Origin of the sequence: Pseudomonas sp. LS_2 (genome assembly GCF_042709235.1) — a bacterium.
In the GTDB taxonomy this organism is placed as follows: Bacteria; Pseudomonadota; Gammaproteobacteria; order Pseudomonadales; family Pseudomonadaceae; genus Aquipseudomonas.
On sequence record NZ_JAVAYC010000005.1, the window covers coordinates 111,483 to 131,740 of the forward strand.

At 59.6% G+C, this 20,258-nt stretch carries 19 protein-coding genes; 15 read left to right on the forward strand and 4 right to left on the reverse strand.

What is annotated here, in order from left to right; genetic code table 11:
* Positions 1 to 266: 266 nt before the first annotated feature.
* The 4 genes from gyrB to dnaA are packed head-to-tail and all read right to left on the reverse strand — an operon-like array spanning position 267 to position 6,490.
* Positions 267 to 2,687, reverse strand: coding sequence for a DNA topoisomerase (ATP-hydrolyzing) subunit B (gyrB, locus tag RAC97_RS06525; protein WP_375098449.1), 2,421 nt, complete (start codon positions 2,685 to 2,687; stop codon positions 267 to 269).
* Positions 2,688 to 2,691: 4 nt separating this feature from the next.
* The gene (gene recF / locus RAC97_RS06530; protein ID WP_375098450.1) at positions 2,692 to 3,798 is read right to left on the reverse strand and encodes a DNA replication/repair protein RecF; all 1,107 of its coding nucleotides are present in this window, start codon (positions 3,796 to 3,798) and stop codon (positions 2,692 to 2,694) included.
* Between the two features lie 15 nt (positions 3,799 to 3,813).
* Positions 3,814 to 4,917 carry a DNA polymerase III subunit beta gene (gene dnaN, locus RAC97_RS06535; RefSeq protein WP_375098451.1) on the reverse strand — a complete coding sequence of 368 codons (1,104 nt, stop codon included), beginning with the start codon at positions 4,915 to 4,917 and terminating at the stop codon, positions 3,814 to 3,816.
* 40 nt (positions 4,918 to 4,957) lie between these two features.
* Positions 4,958 to 6,490, reverse strand: coding sequence for a chromosomal replication initiator protein DnaA (gene dnaA, locus RAC97_RS06540; RefSeq protein ID WP_375098452.1), 1,533 nt, complete (start codon positions 6,488 to 6,490; stop codon positions 4,958 to 4,960).
* A gap of 583 nt (positions 6,491 to 7,073) precedes the next feature.
* Here dnaA and rpmH point away from each other — a divergent pair.
* The 15 genes from rpmH (at position 7,074) to atpA (ending at position 20,213) form a co-directional block, all read left to right on the forward strand.
* The gene (gene rpmH / locus RAC97_RS06545) at positions 7,074 to 7,208 is read left to right on the forward strand and encodes a 50S ribosomal protein L34 (RefSeq protein WP_003253163.1); all 135 of its coding nucleotides are present in this window, start codon (positions 7,074 to 7,076) and stop codon (positions 7,206 to 7,208) included.
* Between the two features lie 13 nt (positions 7,209 to 7,221).
* The gene (gene rnpA, locus RAC97_RS06550) at positions 7,222 to 7,626 is read left to right on the forward strand and encodes a ribonuclease P protein component (RefSeq protein WP_375098453.1); all 405 of its coding nucleotides are present in this window, start codon (positions 7,222 to 7,224) and stop codon (positions 7,624 to 7,626) included.
* Positions 7,619 to 7,864 carry a membrane protein insertion efficiency factor YidD gene (gene yidD / locus RAC97_RS06555; RefSeq protein ID WP_375098454.1) on the forward strand — a complete coding sequence of 82 codons (246 nt, stop codon included), beginning with the start codon at positions 7,619 to 7,621 and terminating at the stop codon, positions 7,862 to 7,864. The genes rnpA and yidD overlap by 8 nt, the downstream gene beginning before the upstream one ends.
* Positions 7,865 to 7,866: 2 nt before the next feature.
* Complete coding sequence (yidC, locus tag RAC97_RS06560; RefSeq protein ID WP_375098455.1) at positions 7,867 to 9,552, forward strand: membrane protein insertase YidC; 1,686 nt, start codon at positions 7,867 to 7,869, stop codon at positions 9,550 to 9,552.
* Between the two features lie 87 nt (positions 9,553 to 9,639).
* On the forward strand, positions 9,640 to 11,010 hold the full coding sequence (gene mnmE, locus RAC97_RS06565; protein ID WP_375098456.1) for a tRNA uridine-5-carboxymethylaminomethyl(34) synthesis GTPase MnmE: 1,371 nt from the start codon (positions 9,640 to 9,642) through the stop codon (positions 11,008 to 11,010).
* 482 nt (positions 11,011 to 11,492) lie between these two features.
* Positions 11,493 to 13,385, forward strand: coding sequence for a tRNA uridine-5-carboxymethylaminomethyl(34) synthesis enzyme MnmG (gene mnmG, locus RAC97_RS06570; protein ID WP_375098457.1), 1,893 nt, complete (start codon positions 11,493 to 11,495; stop codon positions 13,383 to 13,385).
* Entirely contained in the window at positions 13,382 to 14,032 is a 651-nt protein-coding gene (gene rsmG, locus RAC97_RS06575; protein WP_375098458.1) for a 16S rRNA (guanine(527)-N(7))-methyltransferase RsmG, read from the forward strand. The genes mnmG and rsmG overlap by 4 nt, the downstream gene beginning before the upstream one ends.
* 18 nt (positions 14,033 to 14,050) lie before the next feature.
* Positions 14,051 to 14,842, forward strand: a complete 792-nt coding sequence (locus RAC97_RS06580; protein WP_375098459.1) for a ParA family protein — start codon at positions 14,051 to 14,053, stop codon at positions 14,840 to 14,842.
* Between the two features lie 9 nt (positions 14,843 to 14,851).
* On the forward strand, positions 14,852 to 15,724 hold the full coding sequence (locus RAC97_RS06585; protein ID WP_375098460.1) for a ParB/RepB/Spo0J family partition protein: 873 nt from the start codon (positions 14,852 to 14,854) through the stop codon (positions 15,722 to 15,724).
* Between the two features lie 149 nt (positions 15,725 to 15,873).
* Positions 15,874 to 16,281, forward strand: coding sequence for a F0F1 ATP synthase subunit I (locus RAC97_RS06590; RefSeq protein WP_375098461.1), 408 nt, complete (start codon positions 15,874 to 15,876; stop codon positions 16,279 to 16,281).
* A 16-nt stretch (positions 16,282 to 16,297) separates the two neighbouring features.
* The gene (atpB, locus tag RAC97_RS06595) at positions 16,298 to 17,167 is read left to right on the forward strand and encodes a F0F1 ATP synthase subunit A (RefSeq protein WP_375098462.1); all 870 of its coding nucleotides are present in this window, start codon (positions 16,298 to 16,300) and stop codon (positions 17,165 to 17,167) included.
* Positions 17,168 to 17,312: 145 nt separating this feature from the next.
* Positions 17,313 to 17,570 carry a F0F1 ATP synthase subunit C gene (gene atpE / locus RAC97_RS06600; RefSeq protein ID WP_003097235.1) on the forward strand — a complete coding sequence of 86 codons (258 nt, stop codon included), beginning with the start codon at positions 17,313 to 17,315 and terminating at the stop codon, positions 17,568 to 17,570.
* 57 nt (positions 17,571 to 17,627) lie between these two features.
* A complete protein-coding gene (locus RAC97_RS06605; RefSeq protein ID WP_375098463.1) occupies positions 17,628 to 18,098 on the forward strand; it encodes a F0F1 ATP synthase subunit B in 471 nt (156 codons plus the stop codon).
* A 12-nt stretch (positions 18,099 to 18,110) separates the two neighbouring features.
* The gene (locus tag RAC97_RS06610) at positions 18,111 to 18,647 is read left to right on the forward strand and encodes a F0F1 ATP synthase subunit delta (RefSeq protein ID WP_375098464.1); all 537 of its coding nucleotides are present in this window, start codon (positions 18,111 to 18,113) and stop codon (positions 18,645 to 18,647) included.
* 21 nt (positions 18,648 to 18,668) lie between these two features.
* Positions 18,669 to 20,213, forward strand: a complete 1,545-nt coding sequence (atpA, locus tag RAC97_RS06615; RefSeq protein WP_375098465.1) for a F0F1 ATP synthase subunit alpha — start codon at positions 18,669 to 18,671, stop codon at positions 20,211 to 20,213.
* The last annotated feature ends 45 nt before the right edge of the window (positions 20,214 to 20,258 follow it).

The window sequence follows — 20,258 nt, forward strand, 5'->3', positions numbered from 1 at the left end:
TCGGCTTTGCAATTACCGAAGGCGTAGACGAATAGCGAGTTCACACGAGAAGGAAGTTGCGCAGGCGAAAATCGCCCTAGAGGGAGGTTGCGCAGCCCTGCGCGAATACTGGCAAAATGATGACTTCCGTTTCGGTTTGCTCAGCATAGATCGCTTTCTGACGGGCGCCAGGGCCAGTTGTGAATAAATCAAAGAGCGATGGGAAATAAAAAAGCCAAGGTCATGAGACCTTGGCTTTCCTGGTTCAGCTGCGTGTAGCGGGTGTATCAGAAGTCCAGATTAGACACCGACAAGGCATTGCTTTCGATGAAGTCGCGGCGAGGTTCCACCGCGTCGCCCATCAGGGTGTTGAAGATCTGGTCGGCAGCGATGGCATCTTCAATGGTCACTTTGAGCATGCGACGCACTGTAGGGTCCATTGTGGTTTCCCACAGCTGGTCCGGGTTCATCTCACCCAACCCTTTATAGCGCTGGATGGTATGACGTTTGGAGGTCTCGTTCATCAGCCAGTCCAGGGCTTCCTTGAACTCGGTAACAGCCTTGCGACGCTCGCCACGCTGCACGTAGGCACCTTCGCCGAGCAGGGTGCTCAGCTTGCTGCCCAAGGCCACGACGGTACGGTAGTCATTACTGCCGAAGAAATCGCGGTTGAAGGTGACGTAGCTGGCTAGGCCGTGAGAGGTAACTTCCACTTCCGGCAACCATACGTTGCGCTCTTTGTCTTCGCGCAGGCTGGCCTTGTACACCAGGCCGGACTTCTGGCTCTCGCTCAGGCGCGCCTGGAACTTCAACAACCAGGCCTGCATGACGGCGTGGTCTGCCAGTTGCTCGAGTGTAACCTCAGGCAGGTAGATAAAGTGCTCGGTCAGTTCCTGCGGATACAGACGCGACAGGCGCTTGAGGGTCTTCATCACCCCGCGGAACTCGTTCACCAGGCTCTCCAGTTGAACGCCAGAAACTGCCGGGGCCGACTCGTCCAGGTGCAGGCTGGCGTCTTCCAGGGCCGACTGCGTCATGTATTCTTCCATGGCGTCGTCATCCTTGATGTACTGCTCTTGCTTGCCTTTCTTGACCTTGTACAGCGGCGGCTGAGCGATGTAGATATAGCCACGCTCGACCAACTCCGGCAGCTGACGGAAGAAGAAGGTCAGCAGCAGGGTACGGATGTGCGAACCGTCAACGTCGGCATCGGTCATGATGATGATGTTGTGATAACGCAGTTTGTCGATGTTGTACTCTTCGCGGCCGATGCCACAGCCCAGAGCGGTGATCAGCGTACCGACCTCCTGGGACGAGATCATCTTGTCGAAGCGAGCTTTCTCGACGTTGAGGATCTTGCCCTTGAGCGGCAGGATCGCCTGGGTGCGACGGTTACGGCCTTGCTTGGCCGAACCACCTGCGGAGTCACCCTCCACCAGGTACAGTTCGGACAGAGCAGGGTCTTTCTCCTGGCAATCAGCGAGTTTGCCCGGCAGGCCAGCGATGTCCAGCGCACCTTTGCGGCGGGTCATTTCCCGCGCCTTGCGCGCAGCCTCGCGCGCCCGCGCGGCGTCGATCATCTTGCCGACAACGGCCTTGGCCTCGTTGGGGTTTTCCAACAGGAAATCGGCGAAGTACTTGTTCATCTCCTGTTCAACGGCGGTCTTCACCTCCGAGGAAACCAGCTTGTCCTTGGTCTGGGAGCTGAACTTCGGGTCTGGCACCTTGACCGAGATGATCGCGGTCAGGCCTTCACGGGCGTCGTCACCGGTGGTGGCAACCTTGTTCTTCTTGGCCAGGCCTTCCTGCTCGATGTAGCTGTTCAGGCTGCGGGTCAGCGAGGAACGGAAGCCCACCAGGTGGGTACCACCGTCACGCTGGGGAATGTTGTTGGTGAAACACAGCAGGTTCTCGTTGAAACTGTCATTCCATTGCAGTGCCACTTCCACGCCTACGCCATCGTCGCGCTGGACGTTGAAGTGGAATACCTGGGAGTTCACCGGGGTCTTGTTGGTGTTCAGGTATTCGACGAATGCGCGCAGGCCGCCTTCGTATTTGAAGAACTCTTCCTTGCCGGAGCGTTCGTCCTTGAGCAGGATGCCTACGCCCGAGTTGAGGAACGACAGCTCACGAATACGCTTGGCCAGGATGTCCCAGCTGAAGTGAATGTTCTTGAAGGTTTCAGCGGAAGGCTTGAAATGGATATGGGTGCCGGTGCTTTCGCTGTCACCCACCACGGCCATTGGTGCCTGTGGAACGCCGTGGACGTAGGTCTGTTCCCAGATCTTGCCGCTGCGGCGCACGGTCAGCACCAGTTGCTCGGAAAGGGCGTTCACCACGGAAACACCCACGCCGTGCAGGCCGCCGGATACCTTGTACGAGTTATCGTCGAACTTACCGCCGGCGTGCAGCACGGTCATGATGACCTCCGCTGCGGAAACGCCTTCTTCCTTATGCACGTCAACCGGAATGCCGCGACCATTGTCGCGCACACTGATGGACTCGTCCGGGTGAATGATGACGGTAATGTCGTCACAGTGGCCGGCGAGGGCCTCGTCGATCGAGTTGTCGACCACCTCGAAGACCATGTGGTGCAGGCCGCTACCATCATCGGTGTCGCCAATGTACATGCCGGGACGCTTGCGTACGGCATCCAGCCCTTTCAGCACCTTGATGCTGGAGGAGTCGTACGTTTGATTTTCGCTCATGCCTTCACTCCCGATGGTCGTGGGTCTGGGTGATACGGCCTTGTTCCACGTGGAACAAAGCAACTGGCGTATCCGTCTGCCAGCCTTCCCTCAGTAATTCGTGGTCTACACAGGTGATGAACACCTGGCAGCGTAATTCGTCAAGCAAGCGGCACAGTGCGCGGCGGTGCTGCTCGTCCAACTCGGACGGCAAATCATCCACTAGATAAATACATTGACCGCGGCGAACCTGGCTGACGAGATGCCCTTGGGCAATGCGCAGGGCGCATACAACAAGCTTCTGCTGACCCCGGGACAGGATATCGGCGGCATTGTTGGTACCCAATCGTAGGCGCAGGTCAGCTCTCTGCGGACCGGCTTGGGTATGTCCCATTTGCTGATCCCGGAGAAGGGAACCCGCCAGCACGTCAACGAGTTCGCGTTCTTTGTCCCAGCCCCGGTAATAGCTCAGGGTCAAACCTTCCAGCTCGACCAGTTCATTCAGGGTTCGCTCGAAGACAGGCTTCAAGGCCTTGATGTAATTGCGACGGTATTCATCTATTTCCGCGCTGGCCAGGCACAACTCCCGGTCCCAGGCGGCTTGCGAAGCGGCGTCAAGTGTACCATGCCGCAGCCACGAGTTCCGCTGCCGGAGGGCCTTCTGCAGGCGTTGCCAGGTCGCCATGAAACGAGGTTCCACGTGGAACACACCCCAGTCCAAAAATTGCCTACGGACTTTCGGCGCCCCTTCAAGCAAGCGGAAGCTATCGGGGTTGATCAGTTGCAGCGGGAGTAACTCCGCCAATTGCGCTGCGCTGCGGGCATTCTGACCGTCGATTCGAATGGTGAAATCACCCTGACGTTCCCGTGATATCCCAAGGTTGCTGGTCGCGCCGTCGTCACCGACCTCTACTTGGCCAAACACCGTGCAGGTAGGTTGTTCGTATTGAATCACCGGGTTGAGACGGGTACTGCGGAATGAGCGCGCCAAGCCGAGCAGATGCACAGCTTCGAGCACGCTGGTTTTTCCGCTGCCATTGGCACCGTAGAGGATATTGATGCGAGGAGAGGGGGAGAAGGTCACCGGGTGCAGATTGCGCACCGCGGTGACCGAAATACGTCGAAGGGACATTTGACCTGCTACGGATTACAGACGCATCGGCATGACAACATAGGAGGAGTCGTCATTGCCGGCTTCCTGCAGCAGGGCGCTGCTGTTGGAGTCGGACAGGATCAGGCGGACCTGCTCCGTGGTCATGACGCCCAGCACGTCCAGCAGGTAGCTGACGTTGAAGCCAATCTCCAACGAGCCACCTTCGTAGTCGACGCCAATTTCTTCTTCGGCTTCTTCCTGCTCAGGGTTGTTGGCCTGAATTTTCAATTGGCCAGAAGCCAATTGCAGGCGGATGCCGCGGTACTTTTCGTTGGACAGGATCGCAGTACGGCTGAACGCCTCACGCAGCGCCTGACGGTCGCCGAGCACCAGCTTGTCACCGCCCTTGGGCAGTACGCGCTCGTAATCGGGGAACTTGCCGTCCACCAGTTTGGAGGTGAAGGTGAACTCACCGGTGGTGGCGCGAATGTGGTGCTGGCCCAGGACAATGCTCACCATGCCTTCCGGGTCGGTCAGCAGGCGCGCGAGTTCGAGGATACCCTTGCGCGGAACGATTACCTGGTGACGCTCGGCCTGGCCGATGGGAGCCTGCATGGCGCAAAGCGCCAGGCGGTGGCCGTCGGTGGCGACTGCGCGCAGGGTGTCGGTGGAGACTTCCAGCAACATGCCGTTCAGGTAGTAGCGCACATCCTGCTGGGCCATGGCGAAGCTGGTGCGCTCGATGAGGCGGCGCAGCTTGCTTTGCTCAAGGTTGCAGGTCAGCGAACCCGGGCCCTCTTCCACGGTTGGGAAGTCGTTCGCCGGCAGGGTCGAAAGGGTGAAACGGCTACGACCGGCCTTGACCAGCAGCTTCTGGTCCTCGACCTTGACGTCGATCAGCACATCGCTGGGCAAGCTCTTGCAGATGTCCATCAGCTTGCGCGCTGGTACGGTGATCTCGCCTGGCTCAGCCGGCTCTTCCAGCTGCACGCGACCAACCAGCTCGACCTCCAGGTCGGTACCGGTCAGCGACAACTGCTGGCCCTGTACGACCAGCAGCACGTTGGACAGAACCGGCAAGGTCTGGCGGCGCTCGACGACGCCTGCGACCAGTTGCAGGGGTTTCAACAGGGCTTCGCGTTGAATGGTGAAATGCATGGTCTAGTCCCTTGCCTTCAATAAGCTGCACCGACCCCCTTCAGGTGGTCAGGGTCCGCAGCAGGTTCTTGTAGTCCTCGCGGATGTCCGCGTCGGATTCCTTCAATTCGTTGATCTTGCGGCACGCATGCAGCACGGTGGTGTGGTCGCGGCCGCCGAACATGTCGCCGATCTCCGGCAAGCTGTGGTTGGTCAGCTCTTTGGACAGCGCCATGGCTACCTGGCGCGGGCGAGCGACAGAACGCGAACGACGCTTGGACAGCAGGTCGGAGATCTTGATCTTGTAGTACTCGGCCACGGTGCGCTGGATGTTATCCACACTCACCAGTTTGTCTTGCAAGGCCAGCAAGTCCTTGAGCGACTCGCGAATCAGCTCGATGGTGATGTCGCGGCCCATGAAGTGCGAATGGGCGATCACCCGCTTCAGCGCGCCTTCGAGCTCACGGACGTTCGAACGAATGCGCTGTGCAATGAAGAATGCCGCGTCGTGTGGGAGCTCGACCTTGGCCTGGTCGGCCTTTTTCATCAGGATCGCTACGCGGGTTTCCAGCTCTGGCGGCTCCACGGCAACCGTCAGGCCCCAGCCGAAACGCGACTTGAGACGCTCTTCCAGGCCTTCGATCTCCTTCGGGTAGCGGTCGCTGGTGAGGATCACCTGCTGGCCGCCCTCGAGCAGGGCGTTGAACGTGTGGAAGAACTCTTCCTGGGAACGCTCCTTGCGGGCGAAGAACTGGATATCGTCGATCAGCAGCGCGTCGACGGAGCGATAGAAACGCTTGAACTCGTTGATGGCGTTCAGTTGCAGCGCCTTGACCATGTCGGCGACAAAACGCTCGGAATGCAGGTAGACAACCTTGGCATTCGGGTTCTTCTTCAGCAGGTGGTTGCCCACGGCATGCATGAGGTGAGTCTTACCCAGACCTACACCGCCATAAAGGAAGAGCGGGTTGTAGCCATGCTTCGGGTTATCGGCAACCTGCCAGGCTGCAGCGCGCGCCAATTGGTTGGACTTACCTTCGACAAAGGTTTCGAAAGTGAAGGTACGGTTCAGGTAACTGGTGTGCTTGAGCGCACCTTCGACCTGGACGGTGCGTTGTTCGGCACGACCTGTGGACGCGGGTGCAGACTCGCCCGTGGCGTCAAACCCATCCAGGGCGGACGGCTCCAACGCTTCGACTACCTGCTCGCTGGCCATTGCAGGCACGGTATTGGCCACCGGTTCGCTTGGCGCAACCACTTGTGCGGCTTTCTGCGCCTGGCTCTGTGCCAGCGACGCAGCCATCGCCGCGCTCACCGGTGCATTGGGAGCGGCCCGTGGCGCGGAGCTGCGACGACTACCAATAAGGAGAGAGAGTGCAGGGGCCAGGCCGTTGCCTCGCTCACCCAGCAACTCGAGCAGACGCCCAAGGTACTTTTCATTGACCCAATCAAGAACGAAGCGGTTGGGCGCATAGACGCGCAACTCGTCGCCTTCGGCTTCGACCTGTAGCGGACGGATCCAGGTGTTGAATTGCTGGGCAGGCAGTTCATCGCGCAGAAGCTCCACGCACTGCTGCCAAAGTTCCACTGACACGGATATCCCCTGAGTTGAAAGCCGGATGAGACAAAAACAATCCGCCATTGTACCGGGCGCGTGGCCACTTATCCACATGTGCGGGCAAGATGAGCCACGGTAAATCAGTCATTTAGCGGCACAAACGACATCCATCCCTTGTGAATAAACCCTGTGGATAACGACACATGAGGGGTATGCACAACCCCTGGGTCAGACCTGTGGATAAATCAGCTGTGGATAAGAGGCCTTTTGTTCCACAGCTTTTGACCATGCACAGCACAGTTGCAGCACCCCTTTCCTACACACTTATGATTCTCTGTACATACCGTATTTTCTGGCCTTGACACGCTTATCCACAGAAGGTTATCCACGTAAGAGCTATAAGATCTTCAGAAAAGCTTTCTATATGGTTTTCTTTTTTTTCAATTTCTAGCTCACGGCGAGTCTGCCCCACCTCCTACTGGACTGCCAGCGTGCAGACACCCACTCATAAAGGATCGGTTGGTTGGAAATTGACCTACGGCCTTGCTTTCTCTAGAATCGCCGGTCTCTTAAAAAGGGGGCCATCCCGGCCCGTTGTCGACAACCCAGGTAACACGCCATGAAACGTACTTTCCAACCAAGCACCATCAAGCGCGCGCGCACCCACGGTTTCCGTGCCCGTATGGCCACCAAGAACGGCCGCGCTGTTCTGTCGCGTCGTCGCGCCAAAGGCCGTAAGCGTCTGGCCATTTGATTTTCCGGCACAGGTGGTGAGTCAGGACTTCAGTCGGGATAAGCGACTGCTTACACCCCGGCATTTCAAAGCGGTCTTCGACTCCCCAACCGGCAAGGTTCCAGGGAAAAACCTGCTTATCCTTGCCCGCGAGAACGGCCTCGATCATCCGCGCCTCGGCCTGGTGATCGGCAAGAAGAGCGTCAAGCTCGCCGTTCAGCGCAATCGCCTGAAACGCCTGATGCGCGATTCCTTTCGCCTGAACCAGCAATCACTTGCCGGTTTGGACATCGTGATCGTCGCGCGCAAGGGGTTGGGCGAGGTAGAAAACCCAGAATTGCACCAACATTTTGGCAAACTCTGGAAGCGCCTGGCCCGTAGTCGGCCCTCTCCAGCGGTAACTGCCGACACCGCGGGGGTAGACAGTCACAATGCGTAAACTGGCGCTCGTTCCGATCCAGTTTTACCGTTACGCCATCAGTCCTCTGATGGCCAGTCACTGTCGTTTCTACCCTTCTTGCTCCTGCTACGCGTATGAAGCCATTGAAACCCATGGCCTCTTGCGTGGTGGGTGGCTGACCGTTCGTCGCCTGGGGCGCTGTCATCCGTGGAACGACGGCGGTTACGACCCTGTTCCACCCGCTCCTTCCTCCCGAACTTCTTCGATAGCCGAGTAACCATGGATATTAAACGCACGATCCTGATCGTCGCCCTGGCAATCGTGTCCTACGTGCTGGTCCTCAAGTGGAACCAGGACTACGGTCAGGCAGCCCTGCCGACTCAGAACACTGCTGCCAGCACTTCTGCTCCGGCACTGCCGGACACCGTGCCAGCGGGCAACAATGGCGCCAGCGCCGATGTGCCGAGCGCGAATGCTGAAACCAGCCCCGCCGTGGTGGCGCCGGTCGCGGTCAGCAAGGACCTGATCAGGGTCAAGACCGATGTCCTGGACCTGGCTATCGACCCGGTCGGTGGTGACATCGTCCAGCTGACCCTGCCCCAGTACCCACGTCGCCAGGACCATCCGGACATTCCGTTCCAGCTGTTCGACAACGGCAGCGAGCGCACTTACTTGGCACAAAGCGGCCTGACGGGTGCCAACGGCCCGGATGCCCGCTCAAGCGGTCGCCCGCTGTATGCCGCCGAGCAGAAGAGCTACCAGCTGGCCGATGGCCAGGAGCAACTGGTGGTCGACCTGAAGTTCAGCGAGAACGGCGTCAACTACATCAAGCGCTTCACCATCAAGCGCGGCGAGTACGACCTGACCGTCAGCTACCTGATCGACAACCAGAGCGGCCAGGCCTGGACCGGCAACATGTTTGCCCAGCTCAAGCGTGACGCCAGCTCGGACCCGTCCTCCAGCACTGCGACGGGTACTGCCACCTATCTGGGTGCTGCCCTGTGGACAAGTGCCGAGCCGTACAAGAAAGTGTCGATGAAGGACATCGACAAAGGTAGTTTGAAAGAAAATGTAACCGGCGGCTGGGTCGCTTGGCTGCAGCACTACTTCGTCACCGCGTGGATTCCACAAGGCGGCGAGAACAACGCCGTGCAAACCCGCAAGGACAGCCAGGGCAACTACATCATCGGCTACACCGGCCCGGCCCTTAACGTGGCTGCCGGCGCCAAGGCCGAAACCAGTGCCGTGCTCTACGCCGGTCCAAAGATCCAGTCCAAGCTCAAGGAGTTGTCCCCAGGCCTGGAACTGACCGTCGACTACGGCTTCCTGTGGTTCATCGCCCAACCGATCTTCTGGCTGCTGCAACATATCCACAGCCTGCTAGGTAACTGGGGCTGGTCGATCATCGTCCTGACCATGCTCATCAAGGGCCTGTTCTTCCCGCTGTCGGCTGCCAGCTACCGCTCGATGGCGCGCATGCGTGCCGTCTCGCCGAAACTGGCGCAGCTCAAGGAACGTTTCGGTGACGATCGCCAGAAGATGTCCCAGGCGATGATGGAACTGTACAAGAAAGAGAAGATCAACCCGCTGGGCGGTTGCTTGCCGATTCTGGTGCAGATGCCGGTGTTCCTGGCCCTCTACTGGGTACTGCTGGAAAGCGTCGAGATGCGCCAGGCGCCGTGGATGCTGTGGATCACCGACCTGTCGATCAAGGATCCGTTCTTCATCCTGCCGATCATCATGGGCGCAACCATGTTCATCCAGCAGCGCCTGAACCCGACGCCGCCGGATCCGATGCAGGCCAAGGTGATGAAAATGATGCCGATCATCTTCACCTTCTTCTTCCTGTGGTTCCCGGCTGGTCTGGTGCTGTACTGGGTTGTGAACAACTGCCTGTCGATCGCTCAGCAGTGGTACATCACTCGCAAGATCGAGGCAGCAACGGCCAACAACGCTGCTGCTTGACGGGCTGCTAACCTGGCCTGTGAATAAAAACGCCCCCCTGTGGGGCGTTTTTGCTATCTGTCGTATATGTCGCTAGAGGCTTCGAGCATGAATATTGTGCGTGAAACCATCGCTGCCATCGCTACCGCCCAAGGTCGTGGTGGCGTCGGTATCGTCAGGCTGTCCGGGCCATTGGCCGCCAAGGCCGGCCAGCTCATCACCGGGCGCACGCTCAAGCCCAGACATGCCCACTACGGCCCGTTTCGCGACGAAGACGGGTTGGTACTGGATGAAGGTATCGCGCTGTTCTTCCCTGGGCCGAATTCGTTCACTGGCGAAGATGTGCTCGAATTACAGGGGCACGGCGGGCCTGTGGTCCTCGACATGCTGCTGCAGCGCTGTGTACAAATCGGTTGCCGGCTGGCGCGGCCGGGTGAATTCAGCGAGCGCGCGTTCCTCAACGACAAGCTCGACCTGGCCCAGGCCGAGGCGATCGCCGACCTGATCGAGGCCAGCTCCAGCCAGGCGGCGCGCAATGCCTTGCGCTCGCTGCAAGGCGAGTTCTCCAAGCGTGTACACGGCCTTACGGAAGCGCTGATCGCCCTGCGTATCTACGTGGAAGCGGCCATCGACTTCCCCGAGGAGGAAATCGACTTCCTTGCCGATGGCCACGTGTTATCGATGCTCGATACGGTGCGTGCCACGTTATCCACAGTGCAGCGCGAAGCCGGGCAGGGCGCTTTGCTACGCGATGGCATGACCGTGGTCATTGCCGGCAGGCCAAACGCTGGCAAATCGAGCCTGCTGAACCAGCTGGCGGGGCGTGAGGCAGCGATCGTCACCGACATCGCCGGTACCACTCGGGACATCCTGCGCGAACATATCCACATCGATGGCATGCCGCTGCACGTGGTCGATACCGCCGGCTTGCGTGACACTGACGACCATGTGGAAAAGATCGGCGTGGAACGCGCGCTCAAGGCCATTGGCGAGGCCGATCGGGTGCTGTTGGTGGTGGACTCCACTGCGCCCGAAGCCAGCGACCCCTTTGCCCTGTGGCCGGAATTCCTGGACCTGCGGCCGGAGCCAGGCAAGGTCACCTTGATTCGTAACAAGGCCGACCTCAGTGGCGAGCCCGTGGGCCTGGAGCAGAGCGAGGATGGCCATGTGACCATCACCCTCAGTGCCAAAGGCGATGACCAGGGCCTGCAATTGCTTCGCGATCACCTCAAAGCCTGCATGGGTTACGAGCAGACTGCAGAAAGCGGCTTCAGCGCACGCAGGCGACACCTGGACGCCCTTCGCCAGGCAAGTGCACACCTGGAGCACGGGCATGCTCAACTCACCTTGGCGGGCGCTGGCGAGCTGCTGGCTGAAGACCTGCGCCAGGCTCAACAGGCCTTGGGGGAAATCACCGGGGCATTCAGCTCCGATGACTTGCTGGGCCGGATCTTCTCCAGCTTCTGCATCGGCAAGTAGCCCACAGGCAGACACCGTTAATGAGCCGCTCCAGCAGGAGCGGCTTTTTTTTGACTTGGCGAAAGCAGAAATTTCATCAACAGGAGCAAAAGCGTCGGCAGGAGGTCTGTGGAAAACTCGCCACCAGCCCCGTTGATAACCCGGCGTTTTTGTTGAGGACAAATGCACCTGTGGGTAAACGAGCATTTAATCCACAGGCTGAAATGACTTATCCATAGCCCTCAGGGGCACTTCACCCCAGGGTTTAATTTCCCTGTAAGCCAAACAAATAGAGGCCTACAGAGATTTATCCACAGAAAAACATGTGCATAAGAATAAACATAAAAACAAAGCTTTTTTAACTTTTTCCTTTTTGATTTCTGTTGTCTGCCATTCATCCACAGATTGGTCAAAATTTGCTCAGACGGTTTCACTCAAGGGGCTGAAGTCCCTATACTTGTCCGCTTACCTTCTCTATTTGCGAAACAGGCACGAGGTGCGTGGTGGATTTCCCTTCCCGTTTTGAAGTGATCGTCATCGGCGGCGGCCATGCCGGTACCGAGGCTGCGCTTGCGTCTGCACGCATGGGTGTGAAAACCCTGCTGCTGACCCATAACGTGGAAACCCTCGGCCACATGAGCTGCAACCCAGCCATCGGTGGCATCGGCAAGAGCCACCTGGTCAAGGAGATCGATGCGCTCGGCGGCGCCATGGCGCTGGCCACCGACAAGAGCGGCATCCAGTTCCGTATCCTGAACAACCGCAAAGGCCCGGCTGTGCGCGCAACCCGCGCTCAGGCAGACCGCGCCATCTACAAGGCGGTGGTGCGCGAGATCCTGGAAAACCAGCCGAACCTGTGGATATTCCAGCAGTCCTGCGACGACCTGATCGTCGAGCAGGACCAGGTCAAGGGTGTGGTCACGCAAATGGGCCTGCGTTTCTTCGCCGACTCCGTGGTCCTGACCAGCGGCACCTTCCTGGGCGGACTTATCCACATCGGTTTGCAGAACTACTCCGGTGGCCGCGCCGGCGACCCGCCTGCCAATGCCCTGGCCCAACGCATGCGTGAACTGCCGCTGCGCGTCGGCCGCCTGAAGACTGGCACCCCGCCACGTATCGACGGTCGCTCGGTGGACTTCTCGGTGATGGCCGAACAGCCAGGCGACACGCCGATCCCGGTCATGTCGTTCATGGGCAACGCGCAGATGCACCCGCGCCAGGTCAGCTGCTACATCACCCACACCAATGCCCGTACCCACGAGATCATCGCCTCGAACCTTGATCGTTCGCCGATGTATTCCGGAGTGATCGAAGGCGTTGGCCCGCGCTACTGCCCGTCGATCGAGGACAAGATCCACCGCTTCGCCGACAAGGAAAGCCACCAGGTGTTCATCGAGCCGGAAGGCCTGACCACCCATGAGCTCTACCCCAACGGTATCTCCACCTCGCTGCCGTTCGACGTGCAGCTGGAGATCGTGCGCTCGATCCGCGGCATGGAAAACGCCCACATCGTGCGCCCCGGCTACGCCATTGAGTACGACTACTTCGACCCTCGCGACCTGAAGTACAGCCTCGAGACCAAGGTCATCGGCGGCCTGTTCTTCGCCGGGCAGATCAACGGCACCACCGGCTACGAAGAAGCCGGCGCCCAGGGCCTGCTGGCCGGTACCAACGCGGCACTGCGTGCTCAGGGCCGCGAAAGCTGGTGCCCACGCCGCGACGAGGCGTACATCGGCGTGCTGGTCGACGACCTGATCACCCTCGGCACTCAGGAGCCGTACCGCATGTTTACCTCGCGTGCCGAATACCGGCTGATCTTGCGAGAAGACAACGCCGACCTGCGCCTGACCGAGAAGGGCCGCGAATTGGGCCTGGTCGACGACGCCCGCTGGGCCGCGTTCTGCGCCAAGCGCGAAGGCATCGAGCGTGAAGAACAGCGGCTGAAGTCGACCTGGGTACGCCCAGGTACACCGGAAGGCCAAGCGGTTGTGGATAAGTTCGGCACCCCGCTGGCTCACGAATACAACCTGCTGAACCTGCTGGCCCGACCGGAAATCGACTATGCCGGCCTGATCGAGGCCACCGGCGGCGCCGATATCGACCCGCAGGTCGCCGAGCAGGTCGAGATCAAGACCAAGTACGCCGGCTACATCGACCGTCAGCAGGAAGAAATCGCTCGTCTACGCGCCAGCGAAGACACCCGCCTGCCTGTGGATATCGACTACGCTTCGATCTCCGGGCTGTCCAAGGAAATCCAGGGCAAGCTCGGCCAGACCCGGCCGCAGACCCTTGGGCAGGCATCGCGTATCCCCGGTGTGACCCCGGCGGCGATTTCCCTGTTGCTGATTCATCTGAAAAAACGCGGCGCAGGCCGCGAACTGGAGCAAAGCGCTTGAGTGTCCTGGTCACCCCGCAACACGCCGAAGAGTTATCCACAGGTGCGCGCCAGCTCGGTGTCGAGTTGACCCCTCGGCAGCATGAACTGCTGCTGGGCTACCTGGCCCTGTTGATCAAGTGGAACAAGGCCTACAACCTCACAGCGGTGCGCGACCCGGATGAAATGGTTTCGCGCCACCTGCTCGACAGCCTCAGCGTCATGTCCTTCATCGGCGCCGACACCCAGCGTTGGCTCGACGTCGGCAGCGGTGGTGGCATGCCTGGCATCCCCCTGGCTATCCTGCACCCGCACAAGCAAGTGACGGTGCTGGACAGCAATGGCAAGAAAACCCGCTTCCTGACCCAGGTGAAGATGGAGCTGAAGCTCGACAACCTGCAAGTTATCAACAGCCGTGTCGAAGAATTCCAACCTGCGCAGCCCTTCAACGGCATCATCTCCCGGGCGTTCAGCAGCATGGAGAACTTCACCGGCTGGACCCGCCACCTGGGCGATGGCAACACGCAATGGCTTGCAATGAAGGGGCTGCATCCTGCCGATGAACTGGTAGCATTGCCCGCAGACTTCACAGTGGAAAGCGAGCAGGCCCTGACCGTTCCGGGTTGCCAGGGCCAGCGCCATCTGCTGATACTGCGCCGCAAGGCTTGACTGGGAACACACGCAACAATGGCTAAGGTATTCGCAATCGCGAACCAGAAGGGTGGTGTCGGCAAGACCACCACCTGCATCAATCTCGCCGCATCGCTGGCCGCGACCAAGCGTCGCGTGCTGCTGATCGACCTCGATCCGCAGGGCAACGCCACCATGGGCAGTGGTGTGGATAAGCACGAGCTCGAGCATTCGGTCTACGACGTGCTGATCGGTGAATGCGATTTGGCCCAGGCCATGCACTATTCCGAACATGGCGGTTTCCAGCTGCTGCCGGCCAACCGCGACCTCACCGCCGCGGAAGTGGTGCTGCTGGAGATGCAGATGAAAGAGAGCCGCCTGCGCAATGCGCTGGCGCCGATCCGGGACAACTACGACTACATCCTCATCGATTGCCCGCCCTCGCTGTCGATGCTCACGCTGAACGCGCTGGTCGCTTCCGACGGCGTCATCATCCCCATGCAGTGCGAGTACTACGCCCTCGAAGGCCTCAGCGACCTTGTGGATAACATCAAGCGCATCGCTGCCCGGCTGAACCCGGAGCTGAAGATCGAAGGCCTGCTGCGCACCATGTACGACCCGCGCCTGAGTTTGAACAACGATGTGTCGGAGCAGCTCAAGGTGCACTTCGGTGACCAACTGTACGACACCGTTATCCCGCGCAATATCCGCCTGGCCGAGGCGCCGAGTTTCGGCATGCCGGCCCTGGCCTACGACAAGCAATCGCGTGGCGCACTGTCCTACCTGGCTCTGGCCGGGGAACTGGTACGCCGTCAACGCCGACAAACGCGCACTGCACAGACAACTTAAGGAATCCGCATGGCCATCAAGAAACGCGGTCTCGGACGTGGGTTGGATGCACTGCTCAGTGGTCCGACCGTAAGCGCCCTCGAAGAGCAGGCCGTGAAGGTCGACCAGAAGGAACTGCAACACTTGCCGGTCGAGCTGATTCAGCGCGGCAAGTACCAGCCACGCCGCGACATGGACCCCGAGGCCCTGGAAGAACTGGCGCACTCGATCCGCAAGCAGGGCGTGATGCAACCGATCGTGGTGCGCCCGATCGGCGACAACCGCTACGAGATCATCGCCGGTGAACGCCGTTGGCGCGCCACCCAGCAAGCTGGCCTGGATACCATCCCGGCGATGGTCCGCGAGGTGCCCGACGAAGCGGCCATCGCGATGGCGCTGATCGAGAACATCCAGCGCGAAGACCTGAACCCGCTGGAAGAGGCTATCGCCCTGCAACGTTTGCAGCAGGAATTCGAGCTGACCCAGCAGCAGGTGGCCGATGCGGTGGGCAAGTCGCGGGTGACCGTGACCAACCTGCTGCGGCTGATCACCCTGCCCGAGGCCATCAAGACCATGCTCGCTCACGGCGACCTGGAGATGGGACACGCCCGTGCCTTGCTCGGTCTGGACGAGAGCCGGCAGGAGGAAGGGGCGCGACATGTTGTCGCACGCGGGCTCACCGTGCGCCAAACTGAGGCACTGGTGCGCCAGTGGCTGAGTGGCAAAACTGATCCGGTGCAAGAGAGCAAAGCTGATCCGGACATTGCTCGCCTGGAGCAGCGTCTGGCAGAGCGCCTGGGCTCTTCGGTGCAGATACGCCACGGCAACAAGGGCAAGGGCCAACTGGTTATTCGCTACAACTCGCTCGACGAGTTGCAAGGCGTCCTCGCTCACATTCGCTGAAACAATTCCCGTTGTAGCGCGCAGTCGGAAATCACTACCCGATAGTTGAATAGGGGTTAATCCCCCCCTATACTCTGCGCGCATTTTGTCGGCACAAATTATGCCAAGTCGTTGCTGGCTTGAGGGTCGACTTTCGAGGAGCAGTTCTGATGGAAATCCGCACGCCAAACCGCCTGCCTTTCCATCGTTGGCCGGTGTTCCCGGTGCTGCTGGCTCAATTTGGTGTGTTATTGCTGGCGACCTTGGTGTTGTGGCAGTGGCAGGGCAAGGTCAGCGGTTATTCAGGCCTCTGCGGAGGTTTGATCGCCTGGCTGCCCAACGTGTATTTCGCCTGGAAGGCATTTCGCTTCAGCGGAGCCCGGGCGGCGCAAGCCATCGTCAAGTCGTTCTACGCAGGCGAGGCTGGCAAATTGATTTTGACGGCAGTGCTGTTTGCACTGACCTTCGCAGGAGTGAAGCCATTGGCGCCGTTGGCAGTATTCGGCGTCTTCATGCTGACCCTTTCGGTCAGCTGGTTCACGCCCCTGCTGATGAATAAAAGACTTTCGAGACCTTAGGGCGTTTGAGGCAACCATGGCAGCAGAAACCGCTTCGGGCTATATCCAGCACCACTTGCAGAACCTGACCTACGGTCAACTACCAGACGGCAGCTGGGGCTTCGCCCATTCGGCTGCAGAAGCCAAGGCAATGGGCTTCTGGGCGTTCCACCTGGACACCCTGGGCTGGTCCGTCGGGCTGGGTCTGATCTTCCTGTTCATCTTCCGCATGGCCGCCAAGAAGGCCACTTCCGGCCAGCCGAGCGGTCTGCAGAACTTCGTCGAAGTGCTGGTGGACTTCGTCAATGGCAGCGTGAAGGACTCCTTCCACGGCCGCAGCCCGGTGATCGCCCCACTGGCGCTGACCATCTTCGTCTGGGTCTTCCTGATGAACGCCATCGACCTGGTTCCGGTCGACTGGATTCCTCAGCTGGCCATCCTGATTTCCGGTGATCCGCACATTCCGTTCCGCGCCGTGCCGACCACCGACCCGAACGCGACCCTGGCCATGGCCTTCAGTGTCTTCGCCCTGATCATCTTCTACAGCATCAAGGTCAAGGGCCTGGGCGGCTTCCTCGGCGAGCTCACCCTGCACCCGTTCGGCAGCAAGAACATCTTCGTTCAGATCCTGTTGATCCCGGTGAACTTCCTGCTGGAATTCGTCACCTTGATCGCCAAGCCGATCTCCCTGGCACTGCGACTGTTCGGCAACATGTATGCCGGCGAGCTGGTGTTCATCCTGATCGCCGTGATGTTCGGCGCCGGCATCCTCTGGCTGAGCGGCCTGGGTGTCGTGCTGCAGTGGGCGTGGGCTGTGTTCCACATCCTGATCATCACGCTGCAAGCGTTCATCTTCATGATGCTGACCATCGTCTACCTGTCGATGGCCCACGAAGATAACCATTAAGACCGCCTGGCGTGTCTGATAGTCTTCCCCGCCTGCCTGGGGGGAGGGCTTAAAAAGTCCGCAAGGGCAGCTGTACCAAAACGATTTGTTTTACCGCTTCAAACTAAAAAACCTAACCAATACGACGTAAAAGTCGGGAGGAAAGATGGAAACTGTAGTTGGTCTGACCGCTATCGCTGTTGCTCTGCTGATCGGCCTGGGTGCTCTGGGTACCGCCATTGGTTTCGGCCTGCTGGGCGGCAAGTTCCTGGAAGGCGCTGCTCGTCAGCCTGAGATGGTTCCGATGCTGCAGGTCAAAATGTTCATCGTTGCCGGTCTGCTCGACGCCGTAACCATGATCGGTGTTGGTATCGCTCTGTTCTTCACCTTCGCGAACCCCTTCGTTGGTCAGATCGCCGGCTAATCACTCGTTCCCACGAGTTGATTGGTGTGATGGACAAAGACCGAGCGAGGTATTGGCGTGAACATTAATGCAACCCTGATCGGCCAATCCGTTGCTTTTCTGATTTTTGTGCTGTTCTGCATGAAGTACGTATGGCCTCCGGTCATCACTGCCCTGCAAGAGCGCCAAAAGAAGATTGCCGACGGCCTGGATGCTGCCAACCGCGCAGCTCGCGATCTGGAACTGGCCCAAGAGAAAGCGGGTCAGCAACTGCGCGAAGCGAAGGCACAGGCAGCCGAAATCATTGAGCAAGCGAAGAAACGCGCTGCTCAGCTTGTCGAGGAAGCCCGTGATCAGGCCCGCGTCGAAGCTGACCGTGTGAAAGCTCAGGCTCAAGCCGAGATCGAACAGGAACTGAACGGCATCAAAGACGCCCTGCGTGCCCAAGTGGGTGCCCTGGCCGTTGGCGGTGCTGAAAAGATCCTTGGCGCCACAATCGATCAAAACGCGCATGCGGAGCTGGTTAACAAACTGGCCGCTGAAATTTAAGCGAGGGCGATCATGGCAGAACTGACCACGTTGGCCCGACCTTACGCTAAGGCTGCCTTCGAGCATGCCCAGGCCCATCAGCAACTGGCCAATTGGTCAGCCATGCTCGGCCTGGCTGCTGCGGTGTCGCAAGACGGCACCATGCAGCGCCTGCTCAAGGCCCCGCAACTGACTAGCGCAGACAAGGCCGCCGCATTCATTGAAGTGTGCGGTGACAAGTTTGACGCCCAGGCACAGAATTTCATTCATGTTGCCGCGGAAAACGACCGTCTCCTGCTTCTGCCGGAGATCGCGACTCTGTTCGACCTGTACAAGGCCGAGCAAGAGAAATCCGTGGACGTGGAAGTCACCAGTGCTTTTGCGTTGAACCAAGAACAGCAAGACAAACTCGCCAAGGTTCTCAGTGCACGGCTCAGCCGGGAAGTACGCCTGCACGCGACGGAGGATGCCAGCCTGATCGGTGGCGTCGTGATCCGCGCCGGCGACCTGGTAATCGATGGCTCGGTTCGCGGCAAGATCGCGAAACTGGCCGAAGCATTGAAATCTTGAGTTTGAAGGGGCAGCAGAGCAATGCAGCAACTCAATCCTTCCGAAATTAGTGAAATCATCAAGGGTCGCATCGAGAAACTCGATGTCGGCTCCCAAGCCCGCAACGAAGGTACCGTCGTCAGCGTTTCTGACGGTATCGTGCGGATCCACGGTCTGGCCGACGTCATGTACGGCGAAATGATCGAGTTCCCTGGCGGCGTCTACGGCATGGCACTGAACCTGGAGCAAGACTCCGTAGGTGCAGTTGTCCTGGGTGCGTACACCACCCTGGCCGAAGGCATGAGCGCCAAATGCACCGGTCGTATCCTGGAAGTTCCAGTCGGCAAAGGCCTGCTGGGCCGCGTCGTCGACGCTCTGGGTAACCCGATCGATGGCAAGGGTCCTCTGACCACCACCGAAACCGACGCAGTCGAAAAGGTTGCACCGGGCGTTATCTGGCGTAAGTCGGTAGACCAGCCTGTACAGACTGGCTACAAGTCGGTCGACGCCATGATCCCGGTTGGCCGTGGCCAGCGCGAGCTGATCATCGGTGACCGTCAGATCGGCAAGACCGCCATGGCGGTCGACGCGATCATCAACCAGAAGAACAGCGGTATCTTCTGCGTCTACGTCGCCGTTGGTCAGAAGCAGTCGACCATCGCCAACGTCGTGCGCAAGCTGGAAGAAGCCGGCGCCCTGGCCAACACCATCGTGGTAGCCGCCAGCGCCTCGGAATCCGCCGCACTGCAGTTCCTGGCACCTTATGCCGGCTGCACCATGGGCGAGTTCTTCCGTGACCGCGGTGAAGATGCCCTGATCGTCTACGATGACCTGTCCAAGCAGGCCGTTGCCTACCGTCAGATCTCCCTGCTGCTGCGCCGTCCACCAGGACGCGAAGCTTACCCAGGCGACGTGTTCTATCTCCACTCCCGTCTGCTGGAGCGTGCATCGCGCGTTTCGGAAGAGTACGTCGAGAAGTTCACCAACGGCGCAGTCACCGGCAAAACCGGTTCCCTGACCGCTCTGCCGATCATCGAAACCCAGGCTGGCGACGTTTCCGCGTTCGTTCCGACCAACGTGATCTCCATCACCGACGGTCAGATCTTCCTGGAATCGGCCATGTTCAACTCGGGCATCCGTCCTGCAGTGAACGCCGGTGTTTCGGTATCCCGCGTAGGTGGTGCCGCTCAGACCAAGATCATCAAGAAGCTCTCCGGTGGTATCCGTACCGCCCTGGCTCAGTACCGTGAACTGGCTGCATTCGCCCAGTTCGCGTCCGATCTGGACGAAGCGACCCGCAAGCAGCTGGAGCATGGTCAGCGCGTTACCGAGCTGATGAAGCAGAAGCAGTACGCGCCAATGTCGATCGCTGACATGGCCCTGTCGCTGTACGCCGCTGAGCGTGGCTTCCTGACTGACGTAGAAGTCTCCAAGGTCGGCAGCTTCGAGCAAGCGCTGATCGCCTTCTTCAACCGTGATCACGCCGAACTGATGGCCAAGATCAACGTGAAGGGTGACTTCAACGACGAAATCGACGCTGGCATGAAGGCCGGTATCGAGAAGTTCAAGGCCACCCAGACCTGGTAAGCCGCAGCGGGGGCCCCGGCCCCCGCTTGCTAACCTGATAGGTGA

Excerpts from the sequence above, each read along its gene's own strand:
- gyrB (WP_375098449.1), bottom strand. The coding sequence starts at position 2,687 with ATGAGCGAAAATCAAACGTACGACTCCTCCAGCATCAAGGTGCTGAAA.
- recF (WP_375098450.1), bottom strand. The coding sequence starts at position 3,798 with ATGTCCCTTCGACGTATTTCGGTCACCGCGGTGCGCAATCTGCACCCG.
- dnaN (WP_375098451.1), bottom strand. The coding sequence starts at position 4,917 with ATGCATTTCACCATTCAACGCGAAGCCCTGTTGAAACCCCTGCAACTG.
- rpmH (WP_003253163.1), top strand. The coding sequence starts at position 7,074 with ATGAAACGTACTTTCCAACCAAGCACCATCAAGCGCGCGCGCACCCAC.
- yidD (WP_375098454.1), top strand. The coding sequence starts at position 7,619 with ATGCGTAAACTGGCGCTCGTTCCGATCCAGTTTTACCGTTACGCCATC.
- yidC (WP_375098455.1), top strand. The coding sequence starts at position 7,867 with ATGGATATTAAACGCACGATCCTGATCGTCGCCCTGGCAATCGTGTCC.
- mnmE (WP_375098456.1), top strand. The coding sequence starts at position 9,640 with ATGAATATTGTGCGTGAAACCATCGCTGCCATCGCTACCGCCCAAGGT.
- RAC97_RS06580 (WP_375098459.1), top strand. The coding sequence starts at position 14,051 with ATGGCTAAGGTATTCGCAATCGCGAACCAGAAGGGTGGTGTCGGCAAG.
- RAC97_RS06585 (WP_375098460.1), top strand. The coding sequence starts at position 14,852 with ATGGCCATCAAGAAACGCGGTCTCGGACGTGGGTTGGATGCACTGCTC.
- RAC97_RS06590 (WP_375098461.1), top strand. The coding sequence starts at position 15,874 with ATGGAAATCCGCACGCCAAACCGCCTGCCTTTCCATCGTTGGCCGGTG.
- atpB (WP_375098462.1), top strand. The coding sequence starts at position 16,298 with ATGGCAGCAGAAACCGCTTCGGGCTATATCCAGCACCACTTGCAGAAC.
- atpE (WP_003097235.1), top strand. The coding sequence starts at position 17,313 with ATGGAAACTGTAGTTGGTCTGACCGCTATCGCTGTTGCTCTGCTGATC.
- RAC97_RS06610 (WP_375098464.1), top strand. The coding sequence starts at position 18,111 with ATGGCAGAACTGACCACGTTGGCCCGACCTTACGCTAAGGCTGCCTTC.
- atpA (WP_375098465.1), top strand. The coding sequence starts at position 18,669 with ATGCAGCAACTCAATCCTTCCGAAATTAGTGAAATCATCAAGGGTCGC.